Genomic DNA, 24,142 nt, shown 5'->3' with positions numbered 1-24,142 from the left:
AAGTCGGTCAGATACTCAGCGTCCGGCTTCAATCGCCGCCAACACTCCATCCCAAAAGCGAATCCGCGCACAGAGCGCCTCTTCTGCGGCGGTTTCGGCTTCCTCAATGCGTTGCGGATCGTCACCGCACAGGGCTTCAAGCAAGCGCATCGACAGCGGGCCGTGAAAATCTTCATCCAAATGAATATGACGCTGGAGATAGGCATGAAAGATCGGCGCTTGCGGCTCGCTGATCGCCATGCGGCTGAGAAACTGCCGGAACATGGTCGGAATCAGGTTTTCGCGGCCCAGTGCGAGCGCGGCGGCAACCTGATGCGGCTTGTCCTCGCGGATAAAACAGAAGGTGGTCTCACTAAAATACCGCGCTGGCAGTGGTACCAGCGGCGAATAGAGCGCCTGATCGATGCCCTGTTCACTGACCAGCGTTAAAAACTGCTGGGGTTGGGTGGCATCTGCGCCGATCTCGCTCATGGCGCGGCAGTAGAGTTCAAAATGACTGGCGTACAAGATCTCGCCCGCTGCCAGCGGAATCGCGTCGGATTCCTCTTCTTGCACCAATTGATTGATGAAATAACGCAGACTGGGATCGGCGGTCGGCTGCCAGGGCACCATGACCGGCGCGATAGCACGCTGTAAGTATTTGATTAGCGACATGAAATCCCAGACCGAGAACACATGATGCTGCATAAATACGCGCAGATCCTCAATGCGCTGGAGTGCGCCATAGATCGCGTGTTCTTCAAGCTGCGCGTGCAGGGGCTGGAGATGCGCAAAATTAAGCGTGGCCATGCGTGGAATCCTCGTGACTAGGCGCTGGATCAGTACTAGATCAGTATTTGATTGGATGCTAAAGCACTACGCCATGATAATACCCAACACGGACGCAGGCGGCAGTTATTCCGCTGATGCAAGCGCAAAGCGGATCGGAATGTGCAGTGACCAGGTGCGCCGTTCGAGTGCGGCGGGGATCGGCTCAAAACGTCCGAGCCGCGTCAGCGCCTGCACTGCCGAGCGGTCGAGTGCAGCATGACCGGAACTCTGGACAAGCCGAATCTGACTGATACGCCCATCGGCGGCGAGTGTAAAAGCAACGGTGGCAACGCCGCTCTGCCCCTGACGGCGGGCGCTGGCTGGATAGTGCTGATGACGGGCAATGGCGCGATGCAGGGCGCTGAGATAAGCGCGTTCAGCACTGCGCTGCATCGCCGCCGAGGTCGCCGCTGGCGGCGGTGAGCTGGGTTCGGCGCGGTCGCGATTAGCGGGTGTCGGCGCGGTCGCGGGCTTCGCGCTACCGTTGCTGGGCTGAGTGCGCTGACTGGATGCCGCACGCCGACGCGCAGCATGAGCGGTAGGTTTGGGTTTGGATTTAGATTTGGATTGAGATTTAGGTTTAGCAACCGGCTGTGCGGGTTTAGGTGCAGATTTAGAAGTCGTATTAGGCGCGATCTGTGGAGCCAATTGCGGCGCTGGCGCAAGCGCCGGCGGCGGCGTCAAGATGGGCGCGGGTGTTGGCTCACTCGGTTCTAAATTAACCCCGACGCGCATCAGCTCAACAGCAAGGGTGTGCGTTTCGGGTTGCGGCGAGCGCGGCGCTTCACTCTGCCACAGCACCGCGGCTAACGCGCCATGCAGCGCCGCCGAGAGCGCCAGCGCCAGCCCGAGCCATGCGCCGGGCGGTGCTGAATCGGGTCGCGTCATCGTAGTTTTGACGCGCTGATCGGCGCTCATTTTGGTACACGCGGCTGTTGAACGACCCGATATTCACCCGGACGCAAGCCATCAAGCCGCCACTCACCGACCGCCACCCGCACCAGCCGCAATGTCGGCAGCCCCACCGCAGCGGTCATGCGCCGCACTTGCCGATTGCGGCCCTCGTGAATCGCCAACTCAATCCAAGTTGTCGGAATCCGCTGGCGCACCCGAATCGGCGGATCACGCGGCCACAGCTCCGGTTCAGACAGCAGGCGCACCCGCGCTGGACGGGTCGGGCCGTCATTGAGCATCACGCCCTGTTTTAATGATGCAAGCTGCACGGCGCTTGGCTGACCTTCAACCTGTGCCCAATAGGTTTTCCACGCTTTATGGCGCGGATGGCTGATGCGATGCTGAAGCGCCCCATCGTCCGTGAGCAAGAGCAAGCCTTCGCTATCTTTATCCAACCGTCCCGCCGGATACACGCCCCGCAGTGGAATGAACTCGCGCAGAGTCCCGCCGCTGCCGAGTGGATCGCTCGTAAACTGACTGAGAACGTTATAGGGTTTATTAAACAGCACAAGCATACGGGCGATTGGCGCGGCGCGGGGGTGGTTTTGGTGTGTGTTCGTCAGCGATGCGACAAAGTTTGACGCGAGAGTGTGGTGTACTACAGGCTAACGATCCTGAGCCGATCCGTTTGCGTGCTAAAACACCCACAAGGGCATTCCATGTCACATTCGACGCCACACGATCTCAACCTACCGGATCGCGCTGCCAGCCGCCGTGATGGTCTCAGTCTCGCAACGGCGCTGATTATTTACGCGGAGGATTCATGGGCGGGAGTTAAATTAGAATATGAGGCAATCATAGCGCGGCACGGTCAAACGTATCAAGATTGGACGCCGAAAGCGCAGTACTTATTGTGGGAAAATAATCGTTATTATGACCAGTTGCAAATTACGCTCAGTGATGGACAAGAATTAACCTATTTTTTTGACATCACTGATTTTTATGCACCTCAGATCTAGTAACTAAGTGAAAAAGCGAATACACTCATGCGGAATTAAGAGATAAGATGGCTAATTCCGCTGGCAAAATCAACAAGCCGACAAAGCTATAGTATGTCATTCACTGCTAAAAATTGCAATGATCGCAACGAAACTGAAACCCGCGCCGAATTGATTGATCCGGTATTGCGTCAGCGCGGCTGGCTGCATGAGCAAGGCATGATTAAGCGCGAGGTCAGCGCCGGCGCTATCGAAATTGTTGGCGGAAAAGCCCGTCGTCGAGCACAGGGTCGCGCTGATTACACTTTACGGGTTGTGATTGGCCAAGCTAGTCAGCCGCTGGCGCTGGGTTTAATTGAGGCGAAACGCGAGCGATTGCATCCAAGAAGCGGATTACAACAGGGGCGCGGTTATGCAGAAGCCAAACGATTAAATGTCCCGTTTGTGTTTGCGACCAATGGGCATTTATTTGTTGAGTTTGATCGTTTTACTGGTCAGACCAGCCAATTGCGCCCGCTGGCCGAATTTCCAACCCCAGCAGAATTGCAGGCACGCTATGAAGCGGGCATGGGATTTGCGCTCACAGATATAGCAGCGCAACCGTTGTTACAGCCTTATTCTGATGGTGAAACAGGTCGCCGTTATTATCAAGATGCGGCTATTCGTGCAACGTTGGAGAAAATCGCTCGCTGTGTTCGCAACGGTGAATTGCAACGCGCTTTGCTGATTCTTGCTACAGGTGCCGGAAAAACTTTTATTGCAGTGAATTTACTCAAGCGTCTCTCTGATGCTGGGCATTTAACACGCGCACTTTTTGTCTGCGACCGCGATGAGTTACGGACGCAAGCGTTAATTGCCTTTCAGCGGGTTTTCGGTAGCGATGCCGCTGAAGTAAAATCGGATGGGAGTGGCGGGAATCGTGCAAAACATGCACGCATTCATATTGCGACTTATCAAACGCTTGGAATTGATGACGATGATGATGCAAGTTTTCTTTGTATGCATTATCCGCCCGATTTTTTCAGTCATGTGGTGATTGATGAATGTCATCGTTCAGCTTTTGGTAAATGGTCAGCGGTGTTGACGCGCAATGCACAGGCGGTTCAAATTGGCTTAACCGCTACGCCGCGCACGCTGAAAATTAAGCCATTAGCAGATGCTATTGATCTAGCAACGCAAGCGCACATTGATGAAGCGGCTAAGATTACGGCGGATAATTTGCAATATTTTGGTGAGCCGGTTTATGAATATGATATGGCGCAGGCGATGGCGGATGGCTATTTAGCGTTTTGTCAAATTCGCAAGGGGCGCGTGAATTTAGATCAAACTGGTCTCACGTTGGAACAAATTATGGCGCATAATCCACGCGATGCGCTAACGGGGTTGCCAGTTGGGGTGGAAGAGGTACGAGCGCGTTATGAAGCGCCAAGTTTTGAAGATCGCGTGATGCTGCCAGATCGGGTAATAGCGATGTGCGCCGATTTATTCAAGTATTTAATTGAAACGGGCGGGCCGGAGCAAAAGACGGTCATTTTTTGTGCCCGGGATAGTCATGCGGATGCGGTGGCGGCGGAAATGGGGAATCTGTATGCGAATTGGTGCAAGACGCAGCAGCGGCAGCCGGTAGCCGATTATGCGTTTAAATGTACAGGGAAAAGTGATGGGAGTAAGTTATTAGCAGATTTTCGTGGTGCGGATCGGCGTTATTTTATTGCGACGACGGTTGATTTGTTGACAACAGGCGTTGATGTGCCGAAACTGCGCAATGTGGTATTTTTTCGCTATGTGCGTTCGCCGATTAATTTTTATCAGATGATTGGGCGCGGTACGCGCATTGATGAGCCAAGCGGGAAGCTGATGTTTTATGTCTATGATTATACGAATGCGACGGATTTATTTGGTGCGGAATTTATAACGGAGCAGCGATCATTAACATCGGGTTTGGGTGGTGATCGACCGCCGCCGGAGCCGGTTATTATGGTTGATGGTATTGCGGTTACGGTTAAATCTGAAGGTGATTATGTACTTGGACAGGTGGATGGACGGGATCAGCCGATTGCGTTAGATGAATATAAGCGGCGATTGGCGGCGCAGTTATTAGCTGAAGCGCCAACGTTAGCGGAGTTTCGTCAGCGTTGGGCAGAGCCAGATGAGCGGGTGGCATTGCTTGAGAAATTAAAGCAGGGAGGCTATCCGCCGAGTGCGTTGCAGTCTATTCAGCAGATGGCAGATTATGATTTATATGATGTGTTAATTGATTTGGGTTTTCATATTGCGCCGCGCACACGACAGGAGCGGGTGCAGGCGTTTTTTATTGAGCATGATGCTTGGCTCGATGGTTTGCCAGCGCAGACAGCGGCAGCGATTCGGGCGATTGTTGGGCAGTTTGAGCGCGACGGAACGGCGGCGTTGGAATCAAGGCGAATGTTTGAGACGCCTGCGTTTAAAGCAGCTGGGGGAATTGGTGCATTGGCGGCAGGTGGTGAGCCATCAGCATTAATTCAAGCAGCAAAAGCGCGGATGTTTGCGGTTTGAGTGGTCGTTGAGAGGTTACAAGGCTAGTTTATTCTAGCATGATAGATATGTTTGAAATTATAACAAGAGGCAGTTCATAATTATGAATGAATTAAATTTAATGAATCAGAATTCAAAATGGAAAAAATGCAAACTTCAAGATGTTTGCGAGATAAATACTGGCGTTCGTGATCCAAGTAGAAAACCAGAAGATGATTTTCACTATATTGATATATCTGGAGTCAATAATGTAACTAAAAAAATTTTGGAAACTAAATTTATTAAGGGAAAAGATGCGCCAAGCAGGGCTAGAAAAATTGTTCGCACTAATGATGTCATTGTTTCAACAACTCGACCAAATCTTAATGCAGTAGCTAAAATACCCTCTGAACTTGACGAGCAGATATGTAGTACGGGCTTTTGCGTTTTGCGTGCAAAACCTGAAATTGATCCTGATTTTCTTTTCTTTTTTACTCAATCACAAAGTTTTATAAATTCACTTTCAGAATTGGTTGTAGGTGCTTTATATCCTGCGGTAAAAGATTCACAAGTATTCAGTCAAGAAATTTATCTACCGCCACTCCCCGAACAACAACGCATTGCGCAACTGCTAAAAACCAAGCTGGCGGCTGTCGAGCGGGCACGGCAGGCAAGCGAAGCGCGTCTCGCAGCGGCCCGTGAATTACCGGCTGCTTATTTGCGGGAGGTATTTAACAGCGAGACAGCGGTAGCATGGCAATCGACACCTATTCGGGATTGCTGCCGTGTAGTCAATGGAACAACTCCTAGCACATCCGTACCAGACAATTGGGGCGGTGCTATTCACTGGATAACACCGGCTGATCTTGGAAAATTAAAAAATGCTGATATACAGTATTCAGAAAGAACAATTACTGAATTTGGCCTTAAAAATACAGGGTTAGAAATTGTTCCTCCTGGTACAGTTGTGCTGTCATCGCGTGCGCCAATTGGTCATCTTGGTATTGCGAGAATCCCGATTTGCACAAATCAGGGTTGTAAGTCACTGATTCCAAGTGATCGCGTTGATACAGAATTTCTGTATTTTGCATTACGTAATTCTATCGGAAGGCTTAAAGATTTAGGGAGTGGCGCTACATTTGCAGAAGTTTCAAAAACTCAAGTCGAAAATTTTGAAATTCTACTTCCGCCACTCTTGGAACAACAACGCATCGCCCAACTACTAAAAACCAAATTCGCAGCTGTTGAACACATGCGTCAAGCAGTGGAAATGCAAAGAGCGGCGATACAAGCACTACCTGCCTCACTTCTCCGCCAAGCCTTCTCAGGAGCGTTATAAATGGCACGCGGCAAGCAAGCTACTAATGACAAGACCAAATCATTGGCAACCCGTCAATCTGTCGATCAAGCTGTTAAATCCATCTGCGACATCATGCGCCGGGGCAGCGTCACCAGCGCCGTACAATACGTCCCCGAATTAACTTGGATGCTATTTTTGCGCGTACTCGACGAAACCGAACAACGCGAACAACTCGAAGCATCAGCACTCAATATTCGCTTTACCCCCTCATTACCCGAACCCTACCGCTGGCGCGATTGGGGCGCACCCGACGGAGCCAAGCGCCAAGCACTAGAATCACAACCACAGGGAGATTTCTTCAAATTCATCAATGATGATTTAATTAAATTCTTAGAGACACTGGAACATCAATCGAATGCAACCATTCGCCAAATTCTCATCAGTGAAATTATGCGCAATGTCGGTAAAACCCGCATTGATACTGAAAAGAACTTGCGCGATGTCCTCGATAAAGTTCATCTATTAAGCAGCAACGCCGTTGATGACACGCACGTTTTTGCCCTGTCGCAAGTCTACGAAGGCTTGTTATTACGCATGGGCGAGAAAAACAACGATGGCGGCCAATTCTTCACGCCACGAGAAGTTATCCGCATCGTGATTGAGGTGCTCAATCCGCAAATTGGCGAAACAGTTTATGATCCCTGCTGTGGCACTGGCGGCTTTTTAGCGCAAGCGAGTGTACACATGCGTAACACCTTACTTGAAAACAACGGCTCACCCGACGCATTTGAACAACTCGCCGAACGCACGTTTTACGGACGTGAAAAAGAATCGCTGATTTATCCGATAGCCCTCGCTAATTTAGTCCTGCATAGCATCGACCATCCGCATTTATGGTTCGGCAATACACTGACCAATCAGGAACTATCCGATAAACTCTTCAAAGGCGCACCGCCTACATTCACAGTCATCGCCACTAATCCACCCTTTGGCGGTAAAGAAGGCATCGAAGCGCAAACGCAGTTTGCCTATAAAACCGGCTCAACCCAAGTGCTCTTTTTGCAGCACGTTATCAATAGCCTTGATTCAAACGGCGGGCGCTGCGGGATTGTTGTTGATGAAGGGCTATTATTTCGCACCAATGAAGAGGCATTCGTCCAAACCAAACGCAAATTACTCGATGAATGCGACCTCTGGTGCATCGTCAGTCTACCCGGCGGGGTTTTTACGCAAGCCGGCGCCGGAGTCAAAACCAATCTGCTGTTTTTTGTGCGCGGACGCCCAACCGAACGCATTTGGTATTATGATTTATCCGATCTTAAAATCACCAAACGCAAACCGCTCACTCGCCTGCATTTTGATGACTTTTTGCGCCGATTGCCTGAACGTAGTGATTCGGATTGTAGTTGGACGATTGATCTTAGCGAACGCAAAGCAGCTCTTAAATGCGAAGCGCAACCGTTTTTAGATCAAGCACATGCGAAACGTCAGGAAGCTGCACCATTTGGTCAGCGCCTACAACAGCTTAAAGCGGCACCACGCACCGAACAGGATGCCGCCGCTATTGCTGAGATAGAAGCGGTTTTTTTGGGCTTAACGAAAGAGGCCCGCGCCTTAGAAAACAAGGCGCAAGATATTGAGAATCAGCTTTATGATTTGAAGGCAGTTAATCCGCATCGCTCGGCGGATGTGGACGAGCGGACACCCGCTCAGTTATTGGAATTTATTGCCGCGAAAGGACGCGAAATTGATGCGGTTTTAGCTGAATTACGTGATTAACACTGAACATTCAGCGCGTGCATTTGGAACAGCCTAATCCATCAACGCCACCGCCTTGACCTGCGCAAATACCGGCTGTCCGACGCAGGAATAGCGGGTAATCCGCGCCAGCTGTGGTGTTTGCTCACCTAATACCGATCCGCTTCTTGTTCTTGCAACCACGCTCGCCGATCTGCCGCCCGTTTTTTGGCTAATAACCGATCCACTAATTCATCCGTCGCCTGATCGTCGTCAATCGTCAGTTGCACTAGACGGCGTGTATCAGGATGAATCGTCGTCTCGCGTAATTGCGCCGGGTTCATTTCACCCAAACCCTTAAATCGCTGCACATTGACCTTGCCTTTGATCTTTTCAGCGGTAATCCGTTCAATAATTCCCTGCTTTTCGGCATCATCGAGCGCGTAATAAACCTGCTTGCCAATATCAATGCGATACAGCGGCGGCATGGCAACATAAATATGCCCATCAGCGACTAAACGCCGGAAATGCTTTAAAAATAACGCACAGAGCAGGGTCGCAATATGCGCTCCGTCGGAATCGGCATCAGCGAGAATACAAATCTTGCCAAAACGTAGACGGCTTAAATCATCATTGCCCGCAATTAAAACGCGCAATTAAAACGGGTCGCAATTAAAACGGGTCAATTAAAACGGGTCAGGTTCTGCTTAATTTTCGAGTAACATAGTTGGGTTGCTTTTGGCAACCCAACCTACAGTTAATTGCCAGCATCCGCAAAACCATAAGGCGGCTCGCGCACTGCCAGCAACTGCGGCCCATCAGCAGCGCCGAGCCGAATCTCACCGGCATCACATGCGGCAATTTCGATCACCACCAATAGCGCATACCGCCCAGCATCCAGCGGACAGCTATCCACCACCCAACCATCCGTTTGTTGCGACGCACTCGCGGTCACATAGAGTTCAGCGCCGGGCACAGGTGGCATCGTGCTTTCAACCTCCGCGTAATACATCCGCCGTTTGAGTTTGCCTAAAAACTGCATTCGGGCGACCACTTCCTGTCCGGTATAACAGCCTTTATTAAAACTCACGCCGTCGAGCATCTGTAAATTCAGCATTTGCGGAATAAAGGTCTCGACTGTCTGCTGATAAACCGTCGGCATTCCAGCTTGAATATTCAGTCGTGTCCAATCGACGATATTAGCGATTTGCGCCTGCGCTGCAAGCTGTATCCATTGCTCCCGCATCAATTCAAACGCGCCGATTAACTCAAAACGCGGCTGTATGCTTGGCATCCGAATCACCGCGATTTCAGCCGTCTGTGCAAGCTCGTAATCGCGTTCTGGAATTGGTACGCCCTGCGCAGCCAATAATGCGGGAGCGGAATCACCCGCAACCCCTATCCGAATCAGCGTCTCGCTTGCATCGGTTAATATCACCTGAGCACGCAAAATAAACCGACTCAAGCGTTGCAGACTATCAGCGATACGTTCACGGGGCGCTTGTAAATAAATCGTATCACCTAAACGTAGCGCATGAAACAGCGTCAAAATGCGCCCTTTGTGATTACAGTGGGCGCTGAGTTGCGTGTGAGTATCCGATAATTCCCGAATATCATTGGTCAGTTGCCCTTGCAAAAACTCAGCGGCCTCTGCGCCCTGTGCTGCAATCAATCCAAACTGCGAAAGATCATATAACTGACAGCCGCTGGCGGCAGTTATTGGCGCTGCGGGAAATTCAAGCTGGCCGTGTGCGTCGAGCGATGCGCCATGAGCCATTAAAAAATCTTGCCATGCAGTCATGTGTTCTGTTCTCAATGAAGATCGAAGTGAATAAATAAACACATTATTTAGCGTCGAATTAACCCGCAGCCAGCCGCAACACCGCGCACGCCGTCGCAGTGGTTTGCGCCGCGACCATCAGCGGGTCAAGATCGCGCAATGTGGCGAGCGTTGTCAGCACTTCAGGCAAATATTCAGGGCTGTTGCGCGTGCCGTGATGGGTTGCGCCGGTCATATCCGGTGCGTCGCTTTCGAGCACTAGCGCCTCCAGCGGCAGCGCCGTCGCTAATCGGCGCAGATGATGCGACCGCGCAAACGTCAACATGCCGCCAAAGCCAAGTGTGAAACCGCGATCCAGATACTGCTGCGCTTGCGGCAGACTGCCGTTAAACGCATGAACTATGCCGCCTGCGGGCAGCGGCTGGCGACGGAGCAGCGCCAGCATTGCATCATGGGCTTTGCGCACATGCAGCAACACCGGCAGCTTGGCAGCGCGGGCCAGCGCCAACTGTTGCGTGAGCAGCCGATGTTGACGCTCAGGATCGAGATCGCTCACCCAATAATCCAGCCCGATTTCCCCAATCGCGGTGATTGGCCAATCAGCAAGCAGCCGTTCGAGCCGCGCTATATCCTGATCTTGATGGGCGTTCAAATAGACTGGATGCAGCCCCAGCGCCGGATAAAGTCGCGGCGCATCCGCTGGCGGTGCGGCGCAGAGCGCCAGCAGTCCATCCCAGCCGGCGGCGTCAATCGCGGGGATCACCAGCGCCGCGACCCCAGCCCGCCGCGTGCGCGTCAACACCGCAGCACGGTCGGCGGCAAATTCGGGCACATCAATATGACAGTGCGTGTCAATCAGGCTAGGCAAGCTGGAGATAGGCGCGGCGGACGCTACCACATCAGATCATCCGGCACCTGATAGGCGGCATAGGGATCATCGGCGGCGTTGCTGTCTGTGGCGCGATTGAACACCAGCACCAGCGCCGCATTGCGGGCCTGAATGCGCTCGGCGATCTCGGCGGAAACCAGTTCATAAAAGGTATCTTGACGCACGATGGCCAGCCGTCCGGCCACTAGACTCGCGTGCTGCTCGGCGTTGACGTAGAGCCGTTTGAGCGTACTGCCATCGGTGAAGTTATAAGCTAGATCACCTTTGTCGCGCACCACGCGATGCGTATGAATCAACTGACGGATTTCGTTTTCAGCGGCACGGCGGGCAGCTTCTTCCTGACGTTGACGATTGAGTTCACGATCACGTTCAATCTTGGCGGCGCGTTCACGGTCAGCAGCAGCGCGAGCGGCTTGTTCTTCGGGCGTCGGCTGACCGCCGCTCTGCTTGACCTGTTTGCGCTTGTCCGTGCGCGTCTGCTTGACTTTTTGCACATTCACGAGGCCAGCTTTCAGTAACTGTTCTTGCAGTGAGTTACCCACGCGACGAGTCTCCAAAGGGTTAAGAGAGTGGGGAATCTGGTGAGCATCTAACATGGGCGCATCGCTGGCAAGCCCAGTACCGCGCATCTGGTTTTATCTATCCGTATCCGGCGGTTACAATCGACTGACCGGCGTTCCCGCGCACACGTATCTTGTTATTGAGTTAGCCAACGGAGCCGCTAACTGATCGCTGATTTTTGCTCAAACGTATTGACAGATGCTCAGGATGAGCATCTTAAGACCGCTAACAGCGGTTTAACGACGCGCTGATAGAGGACATTGCAAGTGGCCAGGCTTCGGTTTGGCGCTTTACCGCAAGGGGATGAAACCTCTGGAGAGCCTGATCGATTGAGGGAATCCGGCGCCACTGAGCGTCAAGGGCTTGAGTTGGGCGGTGTGCCGCGTCAACCAAGTGCAGATAAATCCATTGAGCACGTTCGCTCAAGTTAAATGGAGCAGTTTTGATCTATGTCCCGTCCTCTGCTGTTGCTTGCATTGATTGCCAGTTTGAGCCTGCCCGTTCAAGCGGTGGCGAATGATTCGGTTGGCTTTGTCGATATGCAACGGGTGTTGCAGGAGAGCAAACTTGGTCAGCGATTACAAAAACAATTGCGCGAAGAATTTGAGCCGCGCACCCGCAGTTTTGCCGAAGAAGAACGCGAAATTGCCCAAATGCAGCAGGCGTTAGCGAAAGATAAGCCGCTGATGAGTAACGATCAGGTGGCGAAAAAAGAGCAAGAAATCAAAACCCGCATCGAAGCCTATCAAAAGAAAGCCATGCCGATTCAGCAAGAGCTGATGAAAGCGCAACAAGAAAAAGGCCGCGAAATTCTCGAACCGGCCCGCGAAGCCCTCAACAGCATCGCCAAGCAGAAAAAACTCGGCATGGTTTTTGAACGCGGCGTCAACGGTTTGCTCTACATGGATGACGGACTTGACATCACCGACGCCGTTGTCAAACAGATGGACGCCAAAACCAAATAGCCGCCCGCTGCACGCTGGTGGCTGAAAGCTGGAAGCTGGCTAGGCTATACTGCCACCCGCGCTCGGCGCAGACTGCGCCGCACGGTTTGAACCTTATTTTTTTCAGGAGTGGCCCCAATGCTTGGCGAATCACACGATTTATTGCACGAATTTCCCGATCTTGAACAGCGCATCAGCGCGTTACGCGCCAGTAATCCCGACTTTGCCGCGCTGATGGACGAGCACAACGCGCTCGATGCGCGGGTACGGCAGATCGAAGAACTCGGCAATCCCGTCGCCGATGAGACGATTGAAGACCTCAAAAAACAGCGGCTGCATCTCAAAGATCAGTTGTACGCCATGATCCGCGCCTAACGCCGGTTGCTGACTGTGGATTATTGGATCTTACCCGTCACCGATTTTCAGCAGAATTGCACCCTGCTGTGGTGTCCGCGTACCCGTCAGGCCGCGATTGTCGATCCGGGCGGTGAGCCAGAACGCATTGTGGCGCAGCTTCGACAACTGGCACTGCAACCGCAGTGCATTCTGCTCACGCATGGTCATCTCGATCATGTCGGAGCCAGTGCAGCATTGGCGGCACAGTTAGGCATTCCGATCAAGGGGCCAGCACGCGAAGATGCGTTTTTGTTCCAGTCACTGCCGGAGCAATGCCAGCGGTTCGGCTTTCCGCCAGTTGCGGTATTTGAACCAGATCAATGGCTCGAACACGGCGATCAGATCCGCTTCGGTGATGTTGTCCTCGATGTGATCCACTGCCCCGGCCACACGCCTGGGCATATTGTGTTCTATCAGGCTGATTCACAGTTAGCACAGGTCGGCGATGTGCTATTTCGCGGTTCGATTGGCCGCACTGACTTTCCGCGTGGCAATCATCAACAGTTGCTCGACGCGATTCAGCAGCGGCTGTTTCCGCTCGGCGATGCCGTGCGCTTTATCCCCGGACATGGCCCCCTGTCTACCTTTGGTGAGGAACGACGCACCAATCCGTTCGTCGGCGGCTGACACGCCTGCCAGCGGCCGAGGATGCGGCCCGCTCACCCCCACATGACGCCCAGCCGCGTCGTTCCGGCCTGGGCTTTGATTCTCGGAGTGGAGAATGCAGAAGCTTTTTCAGCGATTGCTCAAACGGCGCACCGCGAATGCCGACCCAACCTCGGCCCCAGCCTCGGCGACTGTCGCTCCCGCCGCGCCACTCCCGCTCCCCGAAACAGTGCCCGATAAAGCTCGGCATCATCCCGATCCCGCCGAACGCTTGGCCGCGATTGAACAGCTTGATGATCCACAGATATTGGCCGAATGCGCGATGCAGGATGCGCTGGCTAGTCATCGAGCACGGGCATTGGAACGGCTGGATGATAAAGCGGCGCTCGAACGGGTTGCGCGGCAGATCGGCAAAAAAGATAAGCGCGTCTATCGACTAGCACGCGAAAAACTGCGCCTGATTGCCGAACGCGAAGAACGCCCGCGCATTGTACGTGAACGCTGTGACGATCTCTGCGCCCAGCTTGAACGCCTCGGACGGCTGGCGAATTGGCATCAAGATCGCGCCCTGCTCGATCATCTCGAACGCCAGTGGCAGCGTATTCAAGCGGAAGTCACGCCGGATGATCAGCACCGCTTTGACCGCGAACGCACGCGCTTTCTCGATGCTTACGCCGCACATCTGGCGCAACAGGCACAGGCACAAGCCCAGCGTCAAGCCGAAGCTGAAGCCGAGATCCGCGCCGCTGCGCTGCAACCGCCGCCTGCTGTTGAACCAGTGGCAGTGGCTGAACCACCCGCGCCAGCAGCGCCCACCGCCGCTGCTGAAGCCGCACCCGCACCTGAGCCAATCGCCGCGCCTGCACCGCCGCCCGATCCGAGCGAAACGCGCAAGCGTTTGGAAAAAACCAGTCAGCAGCTTCAGGCGCTGTTGAATGCGTCTAAGCCGCTCGATCACAAACAGGCACAGCGTCTGCTCGATCAGGGGCGCACGCTCGCCGCTCGCTTGCCGGATGCTGATGCGGGTACTGATGCGGATGCCGAAAAAACCGCCGCGCCGACTTTTCCGCCGCTCGCAGCGCGTGTTGAAGCGCGGCTCCGCAGTCAACGCAAACATGCTGAACAACGCTTGCAGCAGTTCCCCGAGCGGTTCAGCGAACTCGAAGCGCATCTCGCTGATGGCGAACTTAAATTAGCCGACCCGCTGTATCAAAGCCTGCTGGCGGCACTCGAACTGATTCAGGCCAGCGGTATCGACCCGCAGCAAGCGACCCAGTGGCAGCAGCGTCTGCGCACCCTGACGCCGCGTCTGCGTGAACTGCAAAACTGGCGGCGCTGGGGCGCAGATCAGCATCGGGAACTGCTTTGCAGCGAGATGGAGGCGCTGTTGACTGCCGAGGCGTTATCCCCAGCCGCCTGCGCCGAGCGGCTGCATCAATTGCAAATGGACTGGAAAGGACTGGACAAAACCGGCTCACCCGCGAATCAAGCATTATGGGAGCGTTTTCACGCCATTTCCGAGCAAGTTTACGCACGCTGTCGGCCATTTCTCGAAGCGCAAGCCGCCGAGCGCGAACAGAATCGGCTGGCGCGGGAGCAACTCTGCGCCCAGCTTGAAGCCTTTGTTGCGCAAGTGGATTGGGAGCGCATTGATTGGAAAAAAACGCTGCATGCCGAGCGCGAGATGCGTCAAGCCTGGGCCGCGATTGGCCCGACTGAAGGCCGGGTGCGCAAGGCATTGGAGCGGCGGTTTCATCAATCTCTGCGTCTGCTCGACCGTCAGCTTGATGCCGAACGTCAGCATAATCAGGCGCTAAAACGCGATCTTATCGCCCAAGTGCAGGCGTTGAGTGACTGGCCCGATCTGGATGCGGCCATTGAGCATGCCAAACGGCTGCAACGCGAGTGGCACACCACCGTTCCGGCACGGCAAAAAGATGAAAACCGGCTGTGGCGCGATTTTCGTGCGGCCTGTGATGCGATCTTTGAGCGCCGTGCCGCCCGTCATCAGGCACACGCGCAGGATATTGCTGAACAGCTTGCTGTCCGCGAAGCCCTGTGCCACGAGGCCGAACAGGTGTGTGCGACCAGCGACATGCTGGATCTTCAGACCTTCACACAGCTACAACGCGAACTGCTGGCCCGCTGGCGCGAAGCCGACGCCCAGCCGCTGCCCCGTCAAGCCGCCGCTACGATTACGCGGCGCTGGCAGAGTTGTCGCGACGCACTCGACCAGCAGCGCCATGCGCTAGAGCAGCGACAGCGGTTGACGGCGCTCGAACGGTTAGCACAGCAAGCGGCATTTTGTGAACGGCTAGAACAGGCGCTGCTGGTCGGCGATGGGAAGGGCTTGGATCCGGACGATCTGCGCCGCGAATGGGCCGCCTTGCCGACACCGGATGACGCCGCGTTGCAGCGGGCGATCACGGCGCGATGCGAGCGGGCGTTAGCCGCAATCAGCGACGCCGCTGCGCTGGATCATCTGCGTCAGGCGTGTGTTGCTAATGGCGAGCGGCGGGCGGTGCTCTGTCTTCAGCTTGAGATTGCATCTGGAGTCGAAACGCCGCCGGAGTTTGCCCAGCAACGGCTGGAACTTCAGGTGGCGCGTTTAGCCGAGCGCCTGAGTGAAGGTGAGGCCGATTCGCTCCAAAATGCGCTGCGGCTGCTGGACGATTGGTATCTGCTGGGGCCGGTTCCGGCAGATGCCGGATTGGATGCGCGGTTTGCGCGGGTGCGCGAGGTGGTGTTGGGGTGAGTTTTTTTGCGCTCGTGATGAAGCTCCGGCTTCGTCACGGGTGTAGCCATTGAGGATAAGCGGTCACGAAGTTGGTGCTTCGTGACCAGTAAAATAAACACTCGCTATCTCAGCCACCGAGATCTACACACATGTTGATCCGCTTCGAGACCCCAGCCTACGCCACCATCACCATGTTCGGCGATATAGCCGTTACCCTTATCAAACTGATGGGACACAGCGGCAGCGTCCCTGGTGCGCTGCTCGCAGCGGATATTCCAGCGGCGCTCGCACAATTGCAACACGCCGTTGCCGAGCATCCAGATACCCCTCTCGACCCCGCCACGCCTCACCAACGCCAGCGTGATGAATCACCACACGTCAGCCTCGCCCATCGCGCCCTGCCCCTGATTGAACTGCTCACCGCTGCTGACTGTGCCGGCGAAAACGTTATGTGGGAATGAGCGCGGTTCACCACCTTAAAGCGCAGCAGCGGGTCTGGACAAAGCACCCGCGTGCGACTATATTGGCGTGCTTGTCGCGGGCCACGCTCATGTCGGTCAGCACAGGTGTGGAGAGGTGCCAGAGTGGCCGAATGGGCCTGACTCGAAATCAGGTGTACGTGCGAGCGTACCGTGGGTTCGAATCCCACCCTCTCCGCCAATCAGATCGATCCCGCTTTGCACATCACCCCTTGCGCGGGTGGCGAAATTGGTAGACGCGCTGGATTTAGGTTCCAGTGGTTCACTCCGTGGGGGTTCGAGTCCCCCCTCGCGCACCATCAATAACGACGTGGCTTTTAAGCCGATCCTGTCCGTTTCAGCGGTAGCATGTTTGTTGGCACTGTGTCAGATTTGCGCCAAAGACGCTCTCGACATCACGAGCCATGACGCGCACATATGCCGCATCGCGCACATATGCCGCATGTCGTGAATCTTGAAATCCTCAATCCCTGCAAGCGCATACGCTTGTGTGAAGGCGTGTCGAAAGTCGCGGATCGGTTGAACGTTAGGTTTCAAGTCCCGCGAGATTATAGACACGCTTTTTGAAGCGTTTGGGGCATTGTTGTTGCCAGTTTTTGAGTGCTTGAATCGGCGCGATGTGTCCGAGCGCCTTCTGCGGGATCTGATGATTGTATAACCGCACGTAGCCGTTGAGGGTGTCCGCTGGATGCTGGGCGGTATGCGCTACTGGTGGTGATCGAAATTGCCGCATATGATGCCGGTGAGATTCGGCTCGGCGCTGCTGATGGGCCGCAGTTGCTGGCAGTGCGCGAGCCGCCTTATGGTTTTGCGGATGCTGGCAATTAACTGTAGGTTGGGTTGCCAAAAGCAACCCAACTTACGTGGCTAAACAACGCCATAAAATTACAAGTGTGGAAACTTCAGAGCTTCACGAAGTGCTGGGATATCTTGCTCTACAACCGACCAAATGACATCTAAATCCAGACCTAGATAATCATGGACAAGAATATTTCTAAATCCTGCGATTTCTCGCCACGGAATTTCTGGATACTTTAACTTCTCATCAGGCGACAGCCGTTGACTCGACTCGGCCATGACTTGAAGATTGCGCACAACGGCATCTTGAACTAGGGTCGATTTATAAAATTGATCTTTGTTTTGTTGAGTATATTCAAAAATCCTCTCGATGCATTCGAGCATGTGATCAATGTAGACAGTATCGTCTTTCATGGACTACACCGGAACCGCTTCTTTTAAAACTTGCTCTCGGATTTTACGATGAAGCGATTGTTCTGTGACAATATCAACTTTCTTACCTAGCAGTTCGGAAACATCCTGAAGAAATCCGCCAAGTGCTAACCCTGACCGACCATCTTCTAATTCAACTAGCAAATCAACATCACTATTTTGTGATGCTGTATTGCGTGCCATAGAACCAAAGAGGCGAACATTTCTGATGCCTCGCTTTGCCGCTAATAAACGGATTTGTGCGCGATTTTGTTCAATTAATGCATTCATTTTGATTTCTTCTAGGCAAATGTTGGGTTGTGTGCCAATTGGCTTAGTGATTTAACATCAATCTTAGTCTGGCACACAACCCAACCTACTTTTTGATTCACAACGAACGCGCCGGTTTTAGCTTGCACTGTGGCCCCACTGTTCGCGCCATGCTCCAAGCATAGATCGGATAACGCAGCGTTTGTGTGGCCATGCCCAACATGCAGCCATAGAGGAATGCGTACCCATTGATCGCGCCAAACCACTGATAAACGTATGTCATGTCCGTGCTCCAAGTGAGCGATGCGCGGGCCAGCATGATCCATCCTGACGCAGAGCGGGCGCGGTGTGGAGAGCGGATGTGGTCTCGACCCGGTTGGGTAGTATGAGCGCCAAAGGGGGTCGGGAATCCGTCCCCGTTGTTCGTGATCCTTGCGACACCTTTAGCTTAGGTGACGGGCGCACAAGAGACCGCGACACCCGTCACAGATTTGCTGCAATCTTTTCAACTTAGGCCGTCAGCGCCGCAAATACCGCCGGCAAGCGTTCCGGCAGGCGCTGGACGTGATCGACAACGGCATAGTTGTTCTCGCCAAAAATCCGCGCCACATAGCGATCCGCTTCAGGATCGAGCGTCAAACAATAGGTGTAGATGCCCTTCATGCGCAGATCATCGACGGCTTTTTTGGCATCGTGCCGCAGATATTGCGGATCGCGCTCGTCGATGTCCGCCGGTTCGCCATCGGTGATGAGCAACACCAAGCGTTTTTGCGCCGATTGTTGGCCCAAATGCCAACCAGCGTGACGCAGGGCCGCGCCCATGCGCGTGGAGAGACCGCCTTTCATGCCCGCGAGCCGTGATTTGGCCTCGTCGCCATAGGGTTGATCGAAATCTTTGAAGCGATAATATTGGACATCATGCCGCCCATCGGAGGCGAAGCCATGCACGGCGAAGCTGTCCCCAATGGAATCAATCGCCCAAGCCAGCAATCCAGTCGATTCGCGGGTGAGATCCAAAATACTCGGCGCGTCGTCATAGCCCGGTTCACCGTCTTTGACGCCGACTTTTTCGTTAGTCGATTGCGACAAATCCATCAGCACCAGAATCGCCAGATCGCGCACATGGCGCGTGATGCGGATATTGATACGCGGATCGGGCATCACGCCGCGTCGAATGTCGATCATCGCCCGCACGGCGGCATTGAGATCGAGTTCTTCGCCCTCTTCATAGCCGCGCCGCCGCACAATACCCTGCGGCTGGAGCGCGTCGATCAAATGACGAATGCGGCTGGCCACCGGCTTATGCTTGGTCAGAATCGCATCCATGCTGGCCGGATCGCCGCGCCCCTGCCGCCGCTCGATCACCGTCGCCCAATCAGGACGGTGCAACTGCACCTGATAATCCCATTCCTGATAATGATAGGGTTCGGAAACCGGCTCTTTGCCCTCTAACTCATTGATGGTACAGCCTTCTTGATCGAGCCAGAACGGAGTCGAAAGAATCCAGACTTCCTGCGCATCATCTCCAGCTAACTCGCAATCGACCTCATTGACCATCTCCATGACGCTGACATGTCGCCGCACCTGCTGCTGACTGGCGGGCAGATAATCTACGCCGCGAGTTAAAAACAGGTTTTCGTCGAAATCCCAGACGTAATCATTGTCATCGCGATACGGCAACGGCCAATCTTCCAAAATGCGCAAACTCGGCACCGCGCACAGTTGCACGGCGCGGTTATAGAACTCGACGCCGCCGATCCAACTGATGCGATTGTCTTCGGGCGTGGCGGCGAAGGCAGCGCGGAAAGCGGCGGCGGATTCATTCACCAGCGCCTCGGAATCCTGATACTCGGCATCGAGCAGCGCCCGCGCCAGCCGCATCATCAGATCAAGCAGCGGATGACGCGCCCCAGGTTCATCAGCGGCAGCCGGCGCGGTGAAGAACTGGAGCCAGAGTTTTTTGAGGCCGGGAAACTCACGGATCGCCAGTGCTTCAATGCGGGCATCTTCAAACAGCCCAATCAACACGCGCTGTGCCGGATTGAGCTGTTCGGCACTCAACGGCGCGGTGGTGTAAACCATGTGCGCGGCGCAGTGCGCGGCGGCAGCGCGATAGAGTTCGACGCCAGAAATGCCGCGCCACGCATCGAAGGCATCGGGTAGATGGATCTGAAAATCGTCGATAAACGGCTTGAGACCGACCCGCGATTCATAATCACCTGAGGTCGGGCGCATAAAAAATGCCCGCGCCCAGAGCGCCCGCAGATAGAAATTCAGTTTGCGCTGATTATCAACAAAGAGCGTGCCGCGCCGCTCTTTTTGCAACACGGCGCGTGAGGATTCAGTTTGCAGTCCGAAATAGGCAAGCTGACCATCGAGATCCCGCGCATGAGCCTGCGCCCCCCACAGCGCCCAGCGCCGCAAACCGCCGAGCGTGAGTTTGGACAAGAGTTCATCCATATTCTCCATCATCGGGCGCAAACCACGCGGCGCTTTACCGGCAAGCTGATGGAGCAGATTGAGATAGCCGCGCATCACTTCCAGATCGCCGAGCCGACTGGCAGCGAGTGGCATGGTGGCCATCATCAATGTGATAACGGTGCCCGAGGTGTGCGAGGCGAGTTTCATCAGTGAACTGACGACATCGGGGATGATATCCTCGCCGACCTCTTTGGCCACGCCGGGCATATCCTGCACATAGGTCATCACCAAATCTGACCCCTTGTTCAGGCCACACATGGCGCGGATGCCGGTCAGATAGTGTTCGAGGCCACGCGGCGACATCACGCGGGCGGCTTCGTGATAGCTCGATTCCAGCGCCTGAGCGTGTGCGTGCGCTGGATCGACCTTGAGACAGGCGAGGGTTTCGCTGAAGTCGAGTGTCATTGTGGGGGGAGCCTCCAGCTTTCAGCGGCCAGCCGCTTCAAAAATAGGTATTAACCGCCGCATCCAGCGTATCGCGCATATCAGGATCATCGGTCAGCGGTCGCACCAACGCCATTTGCGCCGCTGCCTGTGGCGTAACGCCCTTGCCAATTAACTGCGCGGCATAGACTAATAACCGCGTTGACATGCCTTCATCGAGTCCATGCCCCTTCAGATTGCGGCTACGATGGGCAATCTGCACCAGCTTTTCCGCCGTTGCTTTGTCAACGCCACCTTCATGGACGACGATTTCGGTTTCAATCGCAGCCGTCGGATAATCGAAATCGAGCGCACCAAATCGCTGTTTCGTCGATTGCTTCAGATCCTTCATCAGGCTCTGATAATTCGGGTTATACGAAATCACGATTTGGAAATCAGGATGGGCCGTGACCAATTCGCCTTTTTTTTCCAGCGGCAAATTGCGCCGATGATCGGTCAAGGGATGAATCACCACCGTCGTATCTTGACGCGCTTCGACCACTTCATCTAAATAGCAAATCGCACCAATTCGCGCCGCAACCGTTAAGGGGCCGTCTTGCCATTTTGTCCCATTGATGTCGAGCAAAAAGCGCCCGACTAAATCCGAAGCGGTCATATCCTCATTACAGGCCACCGTAATCAGTGGCTTGCCGAGTTTCCACGCCATATATTCAACAAAGCGCGTTTTACCACAGCCAGTCGGCCCCTTAAGCATCACTGGCATCCGGGCGGCATAGGCGGCTTCATAGAGTGCCACCTCATTGCTCACCGGACGATAATAGGGCTGCTGGTTAATCAGGAATTGATTCCGGTCGATGTCTGACATGGAAGCGAACCTCTTGCAGAGTGCGCGATAAAAGCCGCTCGCACGGCTTGAAATCCAGACAAAATAAAAACCCCTGCCCCTTCGATGAGGAAGCAGGGGCTTGTGCTTAAAGCCGCCGATGAAGGGTGCTATCGAGTCCGCAATGCGTGCCCGACCGCACGATCACTCAACTCAAACCGGCTTACCGCGATAGATCACCATCTCTGCGCCCTTTGATTGGGCGTAGTTATCAAAGCCGATCAGCCGCACATGATTATTCGGATGCGCTTTGTGACAGGCTTCAGCTTCTTTGAGCACGGTATCAATATCGGTTTCGCCGAACATCGGCAGCTTCCACATATACCAATAATGATCGAAGGCATTTTCCGGCTCAGTGTGCTCAACGGCTGGATTCCAGCCCTTCGAGATAATGTATTCAACCTGCTTACGAATGCGGTCGGCATCCATTGCGGGCAAATACGAAAAAGTCTCGAATTTACGGCTATTGACATCTTCGAGGCTGGAACTGTAATCCTGCATTTCGCTCATGGTCATGTACTCTCGACAGTTTTGGAACCGCTCAGGCGCAAAGAACGCACCGTCTTTTTTAAGCCTCAGCGATTAAATCCTAGAAGCAAAGGGCGCGTTTTGCTGAACCGCTTGATACACATCACACCTGTATTCAATTAAAGTTAATTAAATGAAACTTTGTGTGCTTTGCGCCTTAGCGGTTCAACAACAACTCAACAATCGCCGTATTACTTATGCGCCACGTCGAGCTTATCGACGGTGTCGAACTCGAACTTGATTTCCTTCCAAGTCTCCATCGCAATCTTCAGCTCAGGGCTGGATGCAGCGGCTTTAGTCAGCACCTCTTTACCTTCTTTTTCGATGGCAATACCCTGATTGCGGGCCTCGACGCAGGCTTCCAGCGCGACACGATTCGCGCACGCACCCGCCGCATTGCCCCACGGATGGCCGAGCGTCCCGCCACCGAATTGCAGCACCGAATCATCCCCAAAGATCGTGACCAGCGCCGGCATGTGCCAAACGTGAATACCACCGGACGCAACCGCGAAGGCACCGGGCATCGCGCCCCAATCTTGATCGAAGAAGAGACCGCGTGAACGATCTTCCTTGATGTAAGACTCGCGCAGCAGGTCGATCCAGCCCAGCGTTGAGGCGCGGTCGCCTTCCAGCTTGCCGACCACCGTGCCGGTGTGCAGATGATCGCCGCCCGACAAGCGCAGAATCTTGGTCAGCACGCGGAAGTGAATGCCGTGATGCGGGTTGCGATCCATAACCGCGTGCATGGCGCGGTGAATGTGCAGCAACACACCGTTGTCACGGCACCACTGCGCCAGACCGGTATTGGCGCAGAAACCGCCGGTGATGTAGTCGTGCATGATGATCGGTGCGCCGATTTCTTTGGCGTACTCAGCACGCTTGTACATCTCTTCCGGCGTCGGCGCGGTCACGTTCAGATAATGACCCTTGCGCTCGCCGGTCTCGCGCTCGGCTTTGTCGATGGCATCCATGACAAAATCGAAGCGTTGACGCCAACGCATGAACGGCTGTGAATTGACGTTCTCGTCATCTTTGGTGAAGTCCAGACCGCCGCGCAGACATTCGTAGACGGCACGCCCGTAGTTCTTCGCCGACAGCCCCAGCTTGGGCTTGATGGTGCAGCCGAGCAGCGGCCGCCCATACTTGTTCATAATGTCGCGCTCGACCTGAATGCCGTGCGGCGGGCCGTTGCAGGTCATCACATAGGCAATCGGGAAGCGCACGTCTTCCAAACGTAGCGCCCGCACTGCCTTAAAGCCGAACACGTTACCGACCAGCGAGGTAAAGACGTTGACGACCGAGCCTTCTTCAAACAGGTCAATCGGGTAGGCGATGAAGGCATAAAAGCAGGTGTCATCGCCCGGCACGTCTTCGATGGCGTAAGCACGACCTTTGTAATAATCCAGATCGGTCAACAGGTCAGTCCACACCGTCGTCCAAGTACCGGTCGAGGACTCGGCGGCGACAGCGGCAGCCGCTTCTTCACGCGGTACGCCAGCTTGCGGGGTGATCTTGAAGCAGGCCAGGATGTCCGTGTCTTTTGGGGTGTAGTTGGGCATCCAATAGGTCTCGCGGTACTCTTTTACGCCCGCGCTGTAGGTCTTAGCCATTCTGGATCGTCCTCTGGATTGAGTTCTGGGATGCGGCCCGGATCGACCGGCAAGGTGAGCGCCTGAGCGTCTCGCTGGTGTGCGCTGGTCGAAACCTGAGATAGATTATTCGGGAGAACGAACATAATTACTACTCAGTCTTTTTTATGCCAA

23 protein-coding genes, 2 tRNA genes and 2 pseudogenes are annotated in these 24,142 nt (G+C 54.4%); 11 read left to right on the top strand and 16 right to left on the bottom strand.

The genetic code is table 11. The features are described 5' to 3' along the window. Positions 1-15 precede the first annotated feature (15 nt). The 3 genes from BLW10_RS05490 to BLW10_RS05480 all read right to left on the bottom strand — a co-directional run bounded on the left by BLW10_RS05490 (position 16) and on the right by BLW10_RS05480 (position 2,279). Positions 16-789: a DUF3050 domain-containing protein gene (locus tag BLW10_RS05490; RefSeq protein ID WP_091332878.1), complete on the bottom strand. Its 774-nt coding sequence runs from the start codon at positions 787-789 to the stop codon at positions 16-18. A 105-nt stretch (positions 790-894) separates the two neighbouring features. Beyond that, positions 895-1,728 (bottom strand): energy transducer TonB, encoded by an 834-nt coding sequence (locus tag BLW10_RS05485; protein WP_091332876.1) that lies wholly within the window; start codon positions 1,726-1,728, stop codon positions 895-897. Next, a complete protein-coding gene (locus BLW10_RS05480; protein WP_091332874.1) occupies positions 1,725-2,279 on the bottom strand; it encodes a pseudouridine synthase in 555 nt (184 codons plus the stop codon). The genes BLW10_RS05485 and BLW10_RS05480 overlap by 4 nt, the downstream gene beginning before the upstream one ends. Positions 2,280-2,423: 144 nt before the next feature. Between BLW10_RS05480 and BLW10_RS05475 the strand changes: the two genes are divergently transcribed. From BLW10_RS05475 to BLW10_RS05460, 4 genes are all read left to right on the top strand, one after another. Next, positions 2,424-2,723, top strand: coding sequence for a hypothetical protein (locus BLW10_RS05475; protein ID WP_091332873.1), 300 nt, complete (start codon positions 2,424-2,426; stop codon positions 2,721-2,723). Positions 2,724-2,816: 93 nt separating this feature from the next. Continuing rightward, on the top strand, positions 2,817-5,237 hold the full coding sequence (locus tag BLW10_RS05470) for a DEAD/DEAH box helicase family protein (RefSeq protein WP_091332871.1): 2,421 nt from the start codon (positions 2,817-2,819) through the stop codon (positions 5,235-5,237). Positions 5,238-5,319: 82 nt separating this feature from the next. Next, positions 5,320-6,534, top strand: coding sequence for a restriction endonuclease subunit S (locus tag BLW10_RS05465; RefSeq protein WP_091332870.1), 1,215 nt, complete (start codon positions 5,320-5,322; stop codon positions 6,532-6,534). Then, the gene (locus BLW10_RS05460) at positions 6,535-8,274 is read left to right on the top strand and encodes a type I restriction-modification system subunit M (RefSeq protein WP_091332868.1); all 1,740 of its coding nucleotides are present in this window, start codon (positions 6,535-6,537) and stop codon (positions 8,272-8,274) included. Between the two features lie 128 nt (positions 8,275-8,402). Here the strand turns inward: BLW10_RS05460 and BLW10_RS05455 are convergent. From BLW10_RS05455 to BLW10_RS05440, 4 genes and pseudogenes are all read right to left on the bottom strand, one after another. After that, a pseudogene (locus tag BLW10_RS05455) lies at positions 8,403-8,867 on the bottom strand (DNA topoisomerase IV subunit B); the annotation flags it as partial. Positions 8,868-8,989: 122 nt separating this feature from the next. Further along, on the bottom strand, positions 8,990-10,033 hold the full coding sequence (ygfZ, locus tag BLW10_RS05450; RefSeq protein WP_091332867.1) for a CAF17-like 4Fe-4S cluster assembly/insertion protein YgfZ: 1,044 nt from the start codon (positions 10,031-10,033) through the stop codon (positions 8,990-8,992). A 58-nt stretch (positions 10,034-10,091) separates the two neighbouring features. Beyond that, positions 10,092-10,910 (bottom strand): TatD family hydrolase, encoded by an 819-nt coding sequence (locus BLW10_RS05445; RefSeq protein ID WP_245709104.1) that lies wholly within the window; start codon positions 10,908-10,910, stop codon positions 10,092-10,094. Continuing rightward, positions 10,904-11,443, bottom strand: a complete 540-nt coding sequence (locus BLW10_RS05440) for a DUF2058 domain-containing protein (protein ID WP_091332863.1) — start codon at positions 11,441-11,443, stop codon at positions 10,904-10,906. Before BLW10_RS05440 ends, BLW10_RS05445 begins: the two co-directional genes overlap by 7 nt. A gap of 468 nt (positions 11,444-11,911) precedes the next feature. Between BLW10_RS05440 and BLW10_RS05435 the strand changes: the two genes are divergently transcribed. The 7 genes from BLW10_RS05435 (at position 11,912) to BLW10_RS05405 (ending at position 16,923) form a co-directional block, all read left to right on the top strand. After that, positions 11,912-12,427, top strand: coding sequence for an OmpH/Skp family outer membrane protein (locus tag BLW10_RS05435; RefSeq protein WP_091332862.1), 516 nt, complete (start codon positions 11,912-11,914; stop codon positions 12,425-12,427). 117 nt (positions 12,428-12,544) lie between these two features. Beyond that, a complete protein-coding gene (locus BLW10_RS05430) occupies positions 12,545-12,781 on the top strand; it encodes an HP1242/YdcH family protein (RefSeq protein ID WP_091332860.1) in 237 nt (78 codons plus the stop codon). Positions 12,782-12,796: 15 nt separating this feature from the next. Beyond that, positions 12,797-13,429 carry an MBL fold metallo-hydrolase gene (locus BLW10_RS05425; RefSeq protein WP_091332859.1) on the top strand — a complete coding sequence of 211 codons (633 nt, stop codon included), beginning with the start codon at positions 12,797-12,799 and terminating at the stop codon, positions 13,427-13,429. Positions 13,430-13,523: 94 nt separating this feature from the next. Next, a complete protein-coding gene (locus tag BLW10_RS05420) occupies positions 13,524-16,163 on the top strand; it encodes a DUF349 domain-containing protein (protein ID WP_091332857.1) in 2,640 nt (879 codons plus the stop codon). Between the two features lie 131 nt (positions 16,164-16,294). Beyond that, positions 16,295-16,606 (top strand): DUF1840 domain-containing protein, encoded by a 312-nt coding sequence (locus BLW10_RS05415; protein WP_091332855.1) that lies wholly within the window; start codon positions 16,295-16,297, stop codon positions 16,604-16,606. 109 nt (positions 16,607-16,715) lie between these two features. Further along, a tRNA-Ser gene (locus tag BLW10_RS05410) sits at positions 16,716-16,805 on the top strand. Positions 16,806-16,838: 33 nt separating this feature from the next. After that, a tRNA-Leu gene (locus tag BLW10_RS05405) sits at positions 16,839-16,923 on the top strand. A gap of 227 nt (positions 16,924-17,150) precedes the next feature. Here the strand turns inward: BLW10_RS05405 and BLW10_RS13955 are convergent. From BLW10_RS13955 to BLW10_RS13945, 9 genes and pseudogenes are all read right to left on the bottom strand, one after another. After that, positions 17,151-17,303, bottom strand: a pseudogene (locus BLW10_RS13955) (IS481 family transposase); the annotation flags it as partial. 206 nt (positions 17,304-17,509) lie between these two features. Then, a complete protein-coding gene (locus tag BLW10_RS05400; RefSeq protein ID WP_091332854.1) occupies positions 17,510-17,836 on the bottom strand; it encodes a HepT-like ribonuclease domain-containing protein in 327 nt (108 codons plus the stop codon). A gap of 3 nt (positions 17,837-17,839) precedes the next feature. Further along, entirely contained in the window at positions 17,840-18,124 is a 285-nt protein-coding gene (locus BLW10_RS05395) for a nucleotidyltransferase family protein (protein ID WP_091332852.1), read from the bottom strand. Between the two features lie 97 nt (positions 18,125-18,221). Further along, positions 18,222-18,386 (bottom strand): hypothetical protein, encoded by a 165-nt coding sequence (locus BLW10_RS13950; RefSeq protein WP_177168995.1) that lies wholly within the window; start codon positions 18,384-18,386, stop codon positions 18,222-18,224. 227 nt (positions 18,387-18,613) lie between these two features. Next, positions 18,614-20,989, bottom strand: a complete 2,376-nt coding sequence (locus tag BLW10_RS05390; protein ID WP_091332850.1) for a nitric oxide reductase activation protein NorD — start codon at positions 20,987-20,989, stop codon at positions 18,614-18,616. Between the two features lie 37 nt (positions 20,990-21,026). Continuing rightward, positions 21,027-21,833, bottom strand: coding sequence for a CbbQ/NirQ/NorQ/GpvN family protein (locus tag BLW10_RS05385; protein ID WP_091332848.1), 807 nt, complete (start codon positions 21,831-21,833; stop codon positions 21,027-21,029). A gap of 171 nt (positions 21,834-22,004) precedes the next feature. Further along, entirely contained in the window at positions 22,005-22,361 is a 357-nt protein-coding gene (locus BLW10_RS05380) for a ribulose bisphosphate carboxylase small subunit (RefSeq protein WP_091332922.1), read from the bottom strand. 209 nt (positions 22,362-22,570) lie between these two features. Beyond that, complete coding sequence (locus tag BLW10_RS05375; protein WP_091332846.1) at positions 22,571-23,989, bottom strand: form I ribulose bisphosphate carboxylase large subunit; 1,419 nt, start codon at positions 23,987-23,989, stop codon at positions 22,571-22,573. After that, positions 23,962-24,114 (bottom strand): hypothetical protein, encoded by a 153-nt coding sequence (locus BLW10_RS13945; RefSeq protein WP_177168994.1) that lies wholly within the window; start codon positions 24,112-24,114, stop codon positions 23,962-23,964. The genes BLW10_RS05375 and BLW10_RS13945 overlap by 28 nt, the downstream gene beginning before the upstream one ends. Positions 24,115-24,142: the final 28 nt, after the last annotated feature.

Origin of the sequence: Allochromatium warmingii, from assembly GCF_900107145.1 — a bacterium.
In the GTDB taxonomy this organism is placed as follows: domain Bacteria; phylum Pseudomonadota; class Gammaproteobacteria; order Chromatiales; family Chromatiaceae; genus Thermochromatium; species Thermochromatium warmingii.
Note: the sequence above shows the minus strand (reverse complement) of the source record. Positions and strands in the feature narration are given on the sequence as shown.

What these genes read in the sequence shown, in the direction of transcription:
- BLW10_RS05460 (WP_091332868.1), top strand. Translation starts at nt 6,535, where the DNA reads ATGGCACGCGGCAAGCAAGCTACTAATGACAAGACCAAATCATTGGCA.
- BLW10_RS05380 (WP_091332922.1), bottom strand. Translation starts at nt 22,361, where the DNA reads ATGAGCGAAATGCAGGATTACAGTTCCAGCCTCGAAGATGTCAATAGC.
- BLW10_RS05400 (WP_091332854.1), bottom strand. Translation starts at nt 17,836, where the DNA reads ATGAAAGACGATACTGTCTACATTGATCACATGCTCGAATGCATCGAG.
- BLW10_RS13945 (WP_177168994.1), bottom strand. Translation starts at nt 24,114, where the DNA reads ATGTTCGTTCTCCCGAATAATCTATCTCAGGTTTCGACCAGCGCACAC.
- BLW10_RS05485 (WP_091332876.1), bottom strand. Translation starts at nt 1,728, where the DNA reads ATGAGCGCCGATCAGCGCGTCAAAACTACGATGACGCGACCCGATTCA.
- BLW10_RS05415 (WP_091332855.1), top strand. Translation starts at nt 16,295, where the DNA reads ATGTTGATCCGCTTCGAGACCCCAGCCTACGCCACCATCACCATGTTC.
- BLW10_RS05475 (WP_091332873.1), top strand. Translation starts at nt 2,424, where the DNA reads ATGTCACATTCGACGCCACACGATCTCAACCTACCGGATCGCGCTGCC.
- BLW10_RS05375 (WP_091332846.1), bottom strand. Translation starts at nt 23,989, where the DNA reads ATGGCTAAGACCTACAGCGCGGGCGTAAAAGAGTACCGCGAGACCTAT.
- BLW10_RS13950 (WP_177168995.1), bottom strand. Translation starts at nt 18,386, where the DNA reads ATGACATACGTTTATCAGTGGTTTGGCGCGATCAATGGGTACGCATTC.
- BLW10_RS05430 (WP_091332860.1), top strand. Translation starts at nt 12,545, where the DNA reads ATGCTTGGCGAATCACACGATTTATTGCACGAATTTCCCGATCTTGAA.
- BLW10_RS05395 (WP_091332852.1), bottom strand. Translation starts at nt 18,124, where the DNA reads ATGAATGCATTAATTGAACAAAATCGCGCACAAATCCGTTTATTAGCG.
- BLW10_RS05390 (WP_091332850.1), bottom strand. Translation starts at nt 20,989, where the DNA reads ATGACACTCGACTTCAGCGAAACCCTCGCCTGTCTCAAGGTCGATCCA.
- BLW10_RS05420 (WP_091332857.1), top strand. Translation starts at nt 13,524, where the DNA reads ATGCAGAAGCTTTTTCAGCGATTGCTCAAACGGCGCACCGCGAATGCC.
- BLW10_RS05470 (WP_091332871.1), top strand. Translation starts at nt 2,817, where the DNA reads ATGTCATTCACTGCTAAAAATTGCAATGATCGCAACGAAACTGAAACC.
- BLW10_RS05480 (WP_091332874.1), bottom strand. Translation starts at nt 2,279, where the DNA reads ATGCTTGTGCTGTTTAATAAACCCTATAACGTTCTCAGTCAGTTTACG.
- BLW10_RS05490 (WP_091332878.1), bottom strand. Translation starts at nt 789, where the DNA reads ATGGCCACGCTTAATTTTGCGCATCTCCAGCCCCTGCACGCGCAGCTT.
- BLW10_RS05385 (WP_091332848.1), bottom strand. Translation starts at nt 21,833, where the DNA reads ATGTCAGACATCGACCGGAATCAATTCCTGATTAACCAGCAGCCCTAT.
- BLW10_RS05465 (WP_091332870.1), top strand. Translation starts at nt 5,320, where the DNA reads ATGAATGAATTAAATTTAATGAATCAGAATTCAAAATGGAAAAAATGC.
- BLW10_RS05435 (WP_091332862.1), top strand. Translation starts at nt 11,912, where the DNA reads ATGTCCCGTCCTCTGCTGTTGCTTGCATTGATTGCCAGTTTGAGCCTG.
- ygfZ (WP_091332867.1), bottom strand. Translation starts at nt 10,033, where the DNA reads ATGACTGCATGGCAAGATTTTTTAATGGCTCATGGCGCATCGCTCGAC.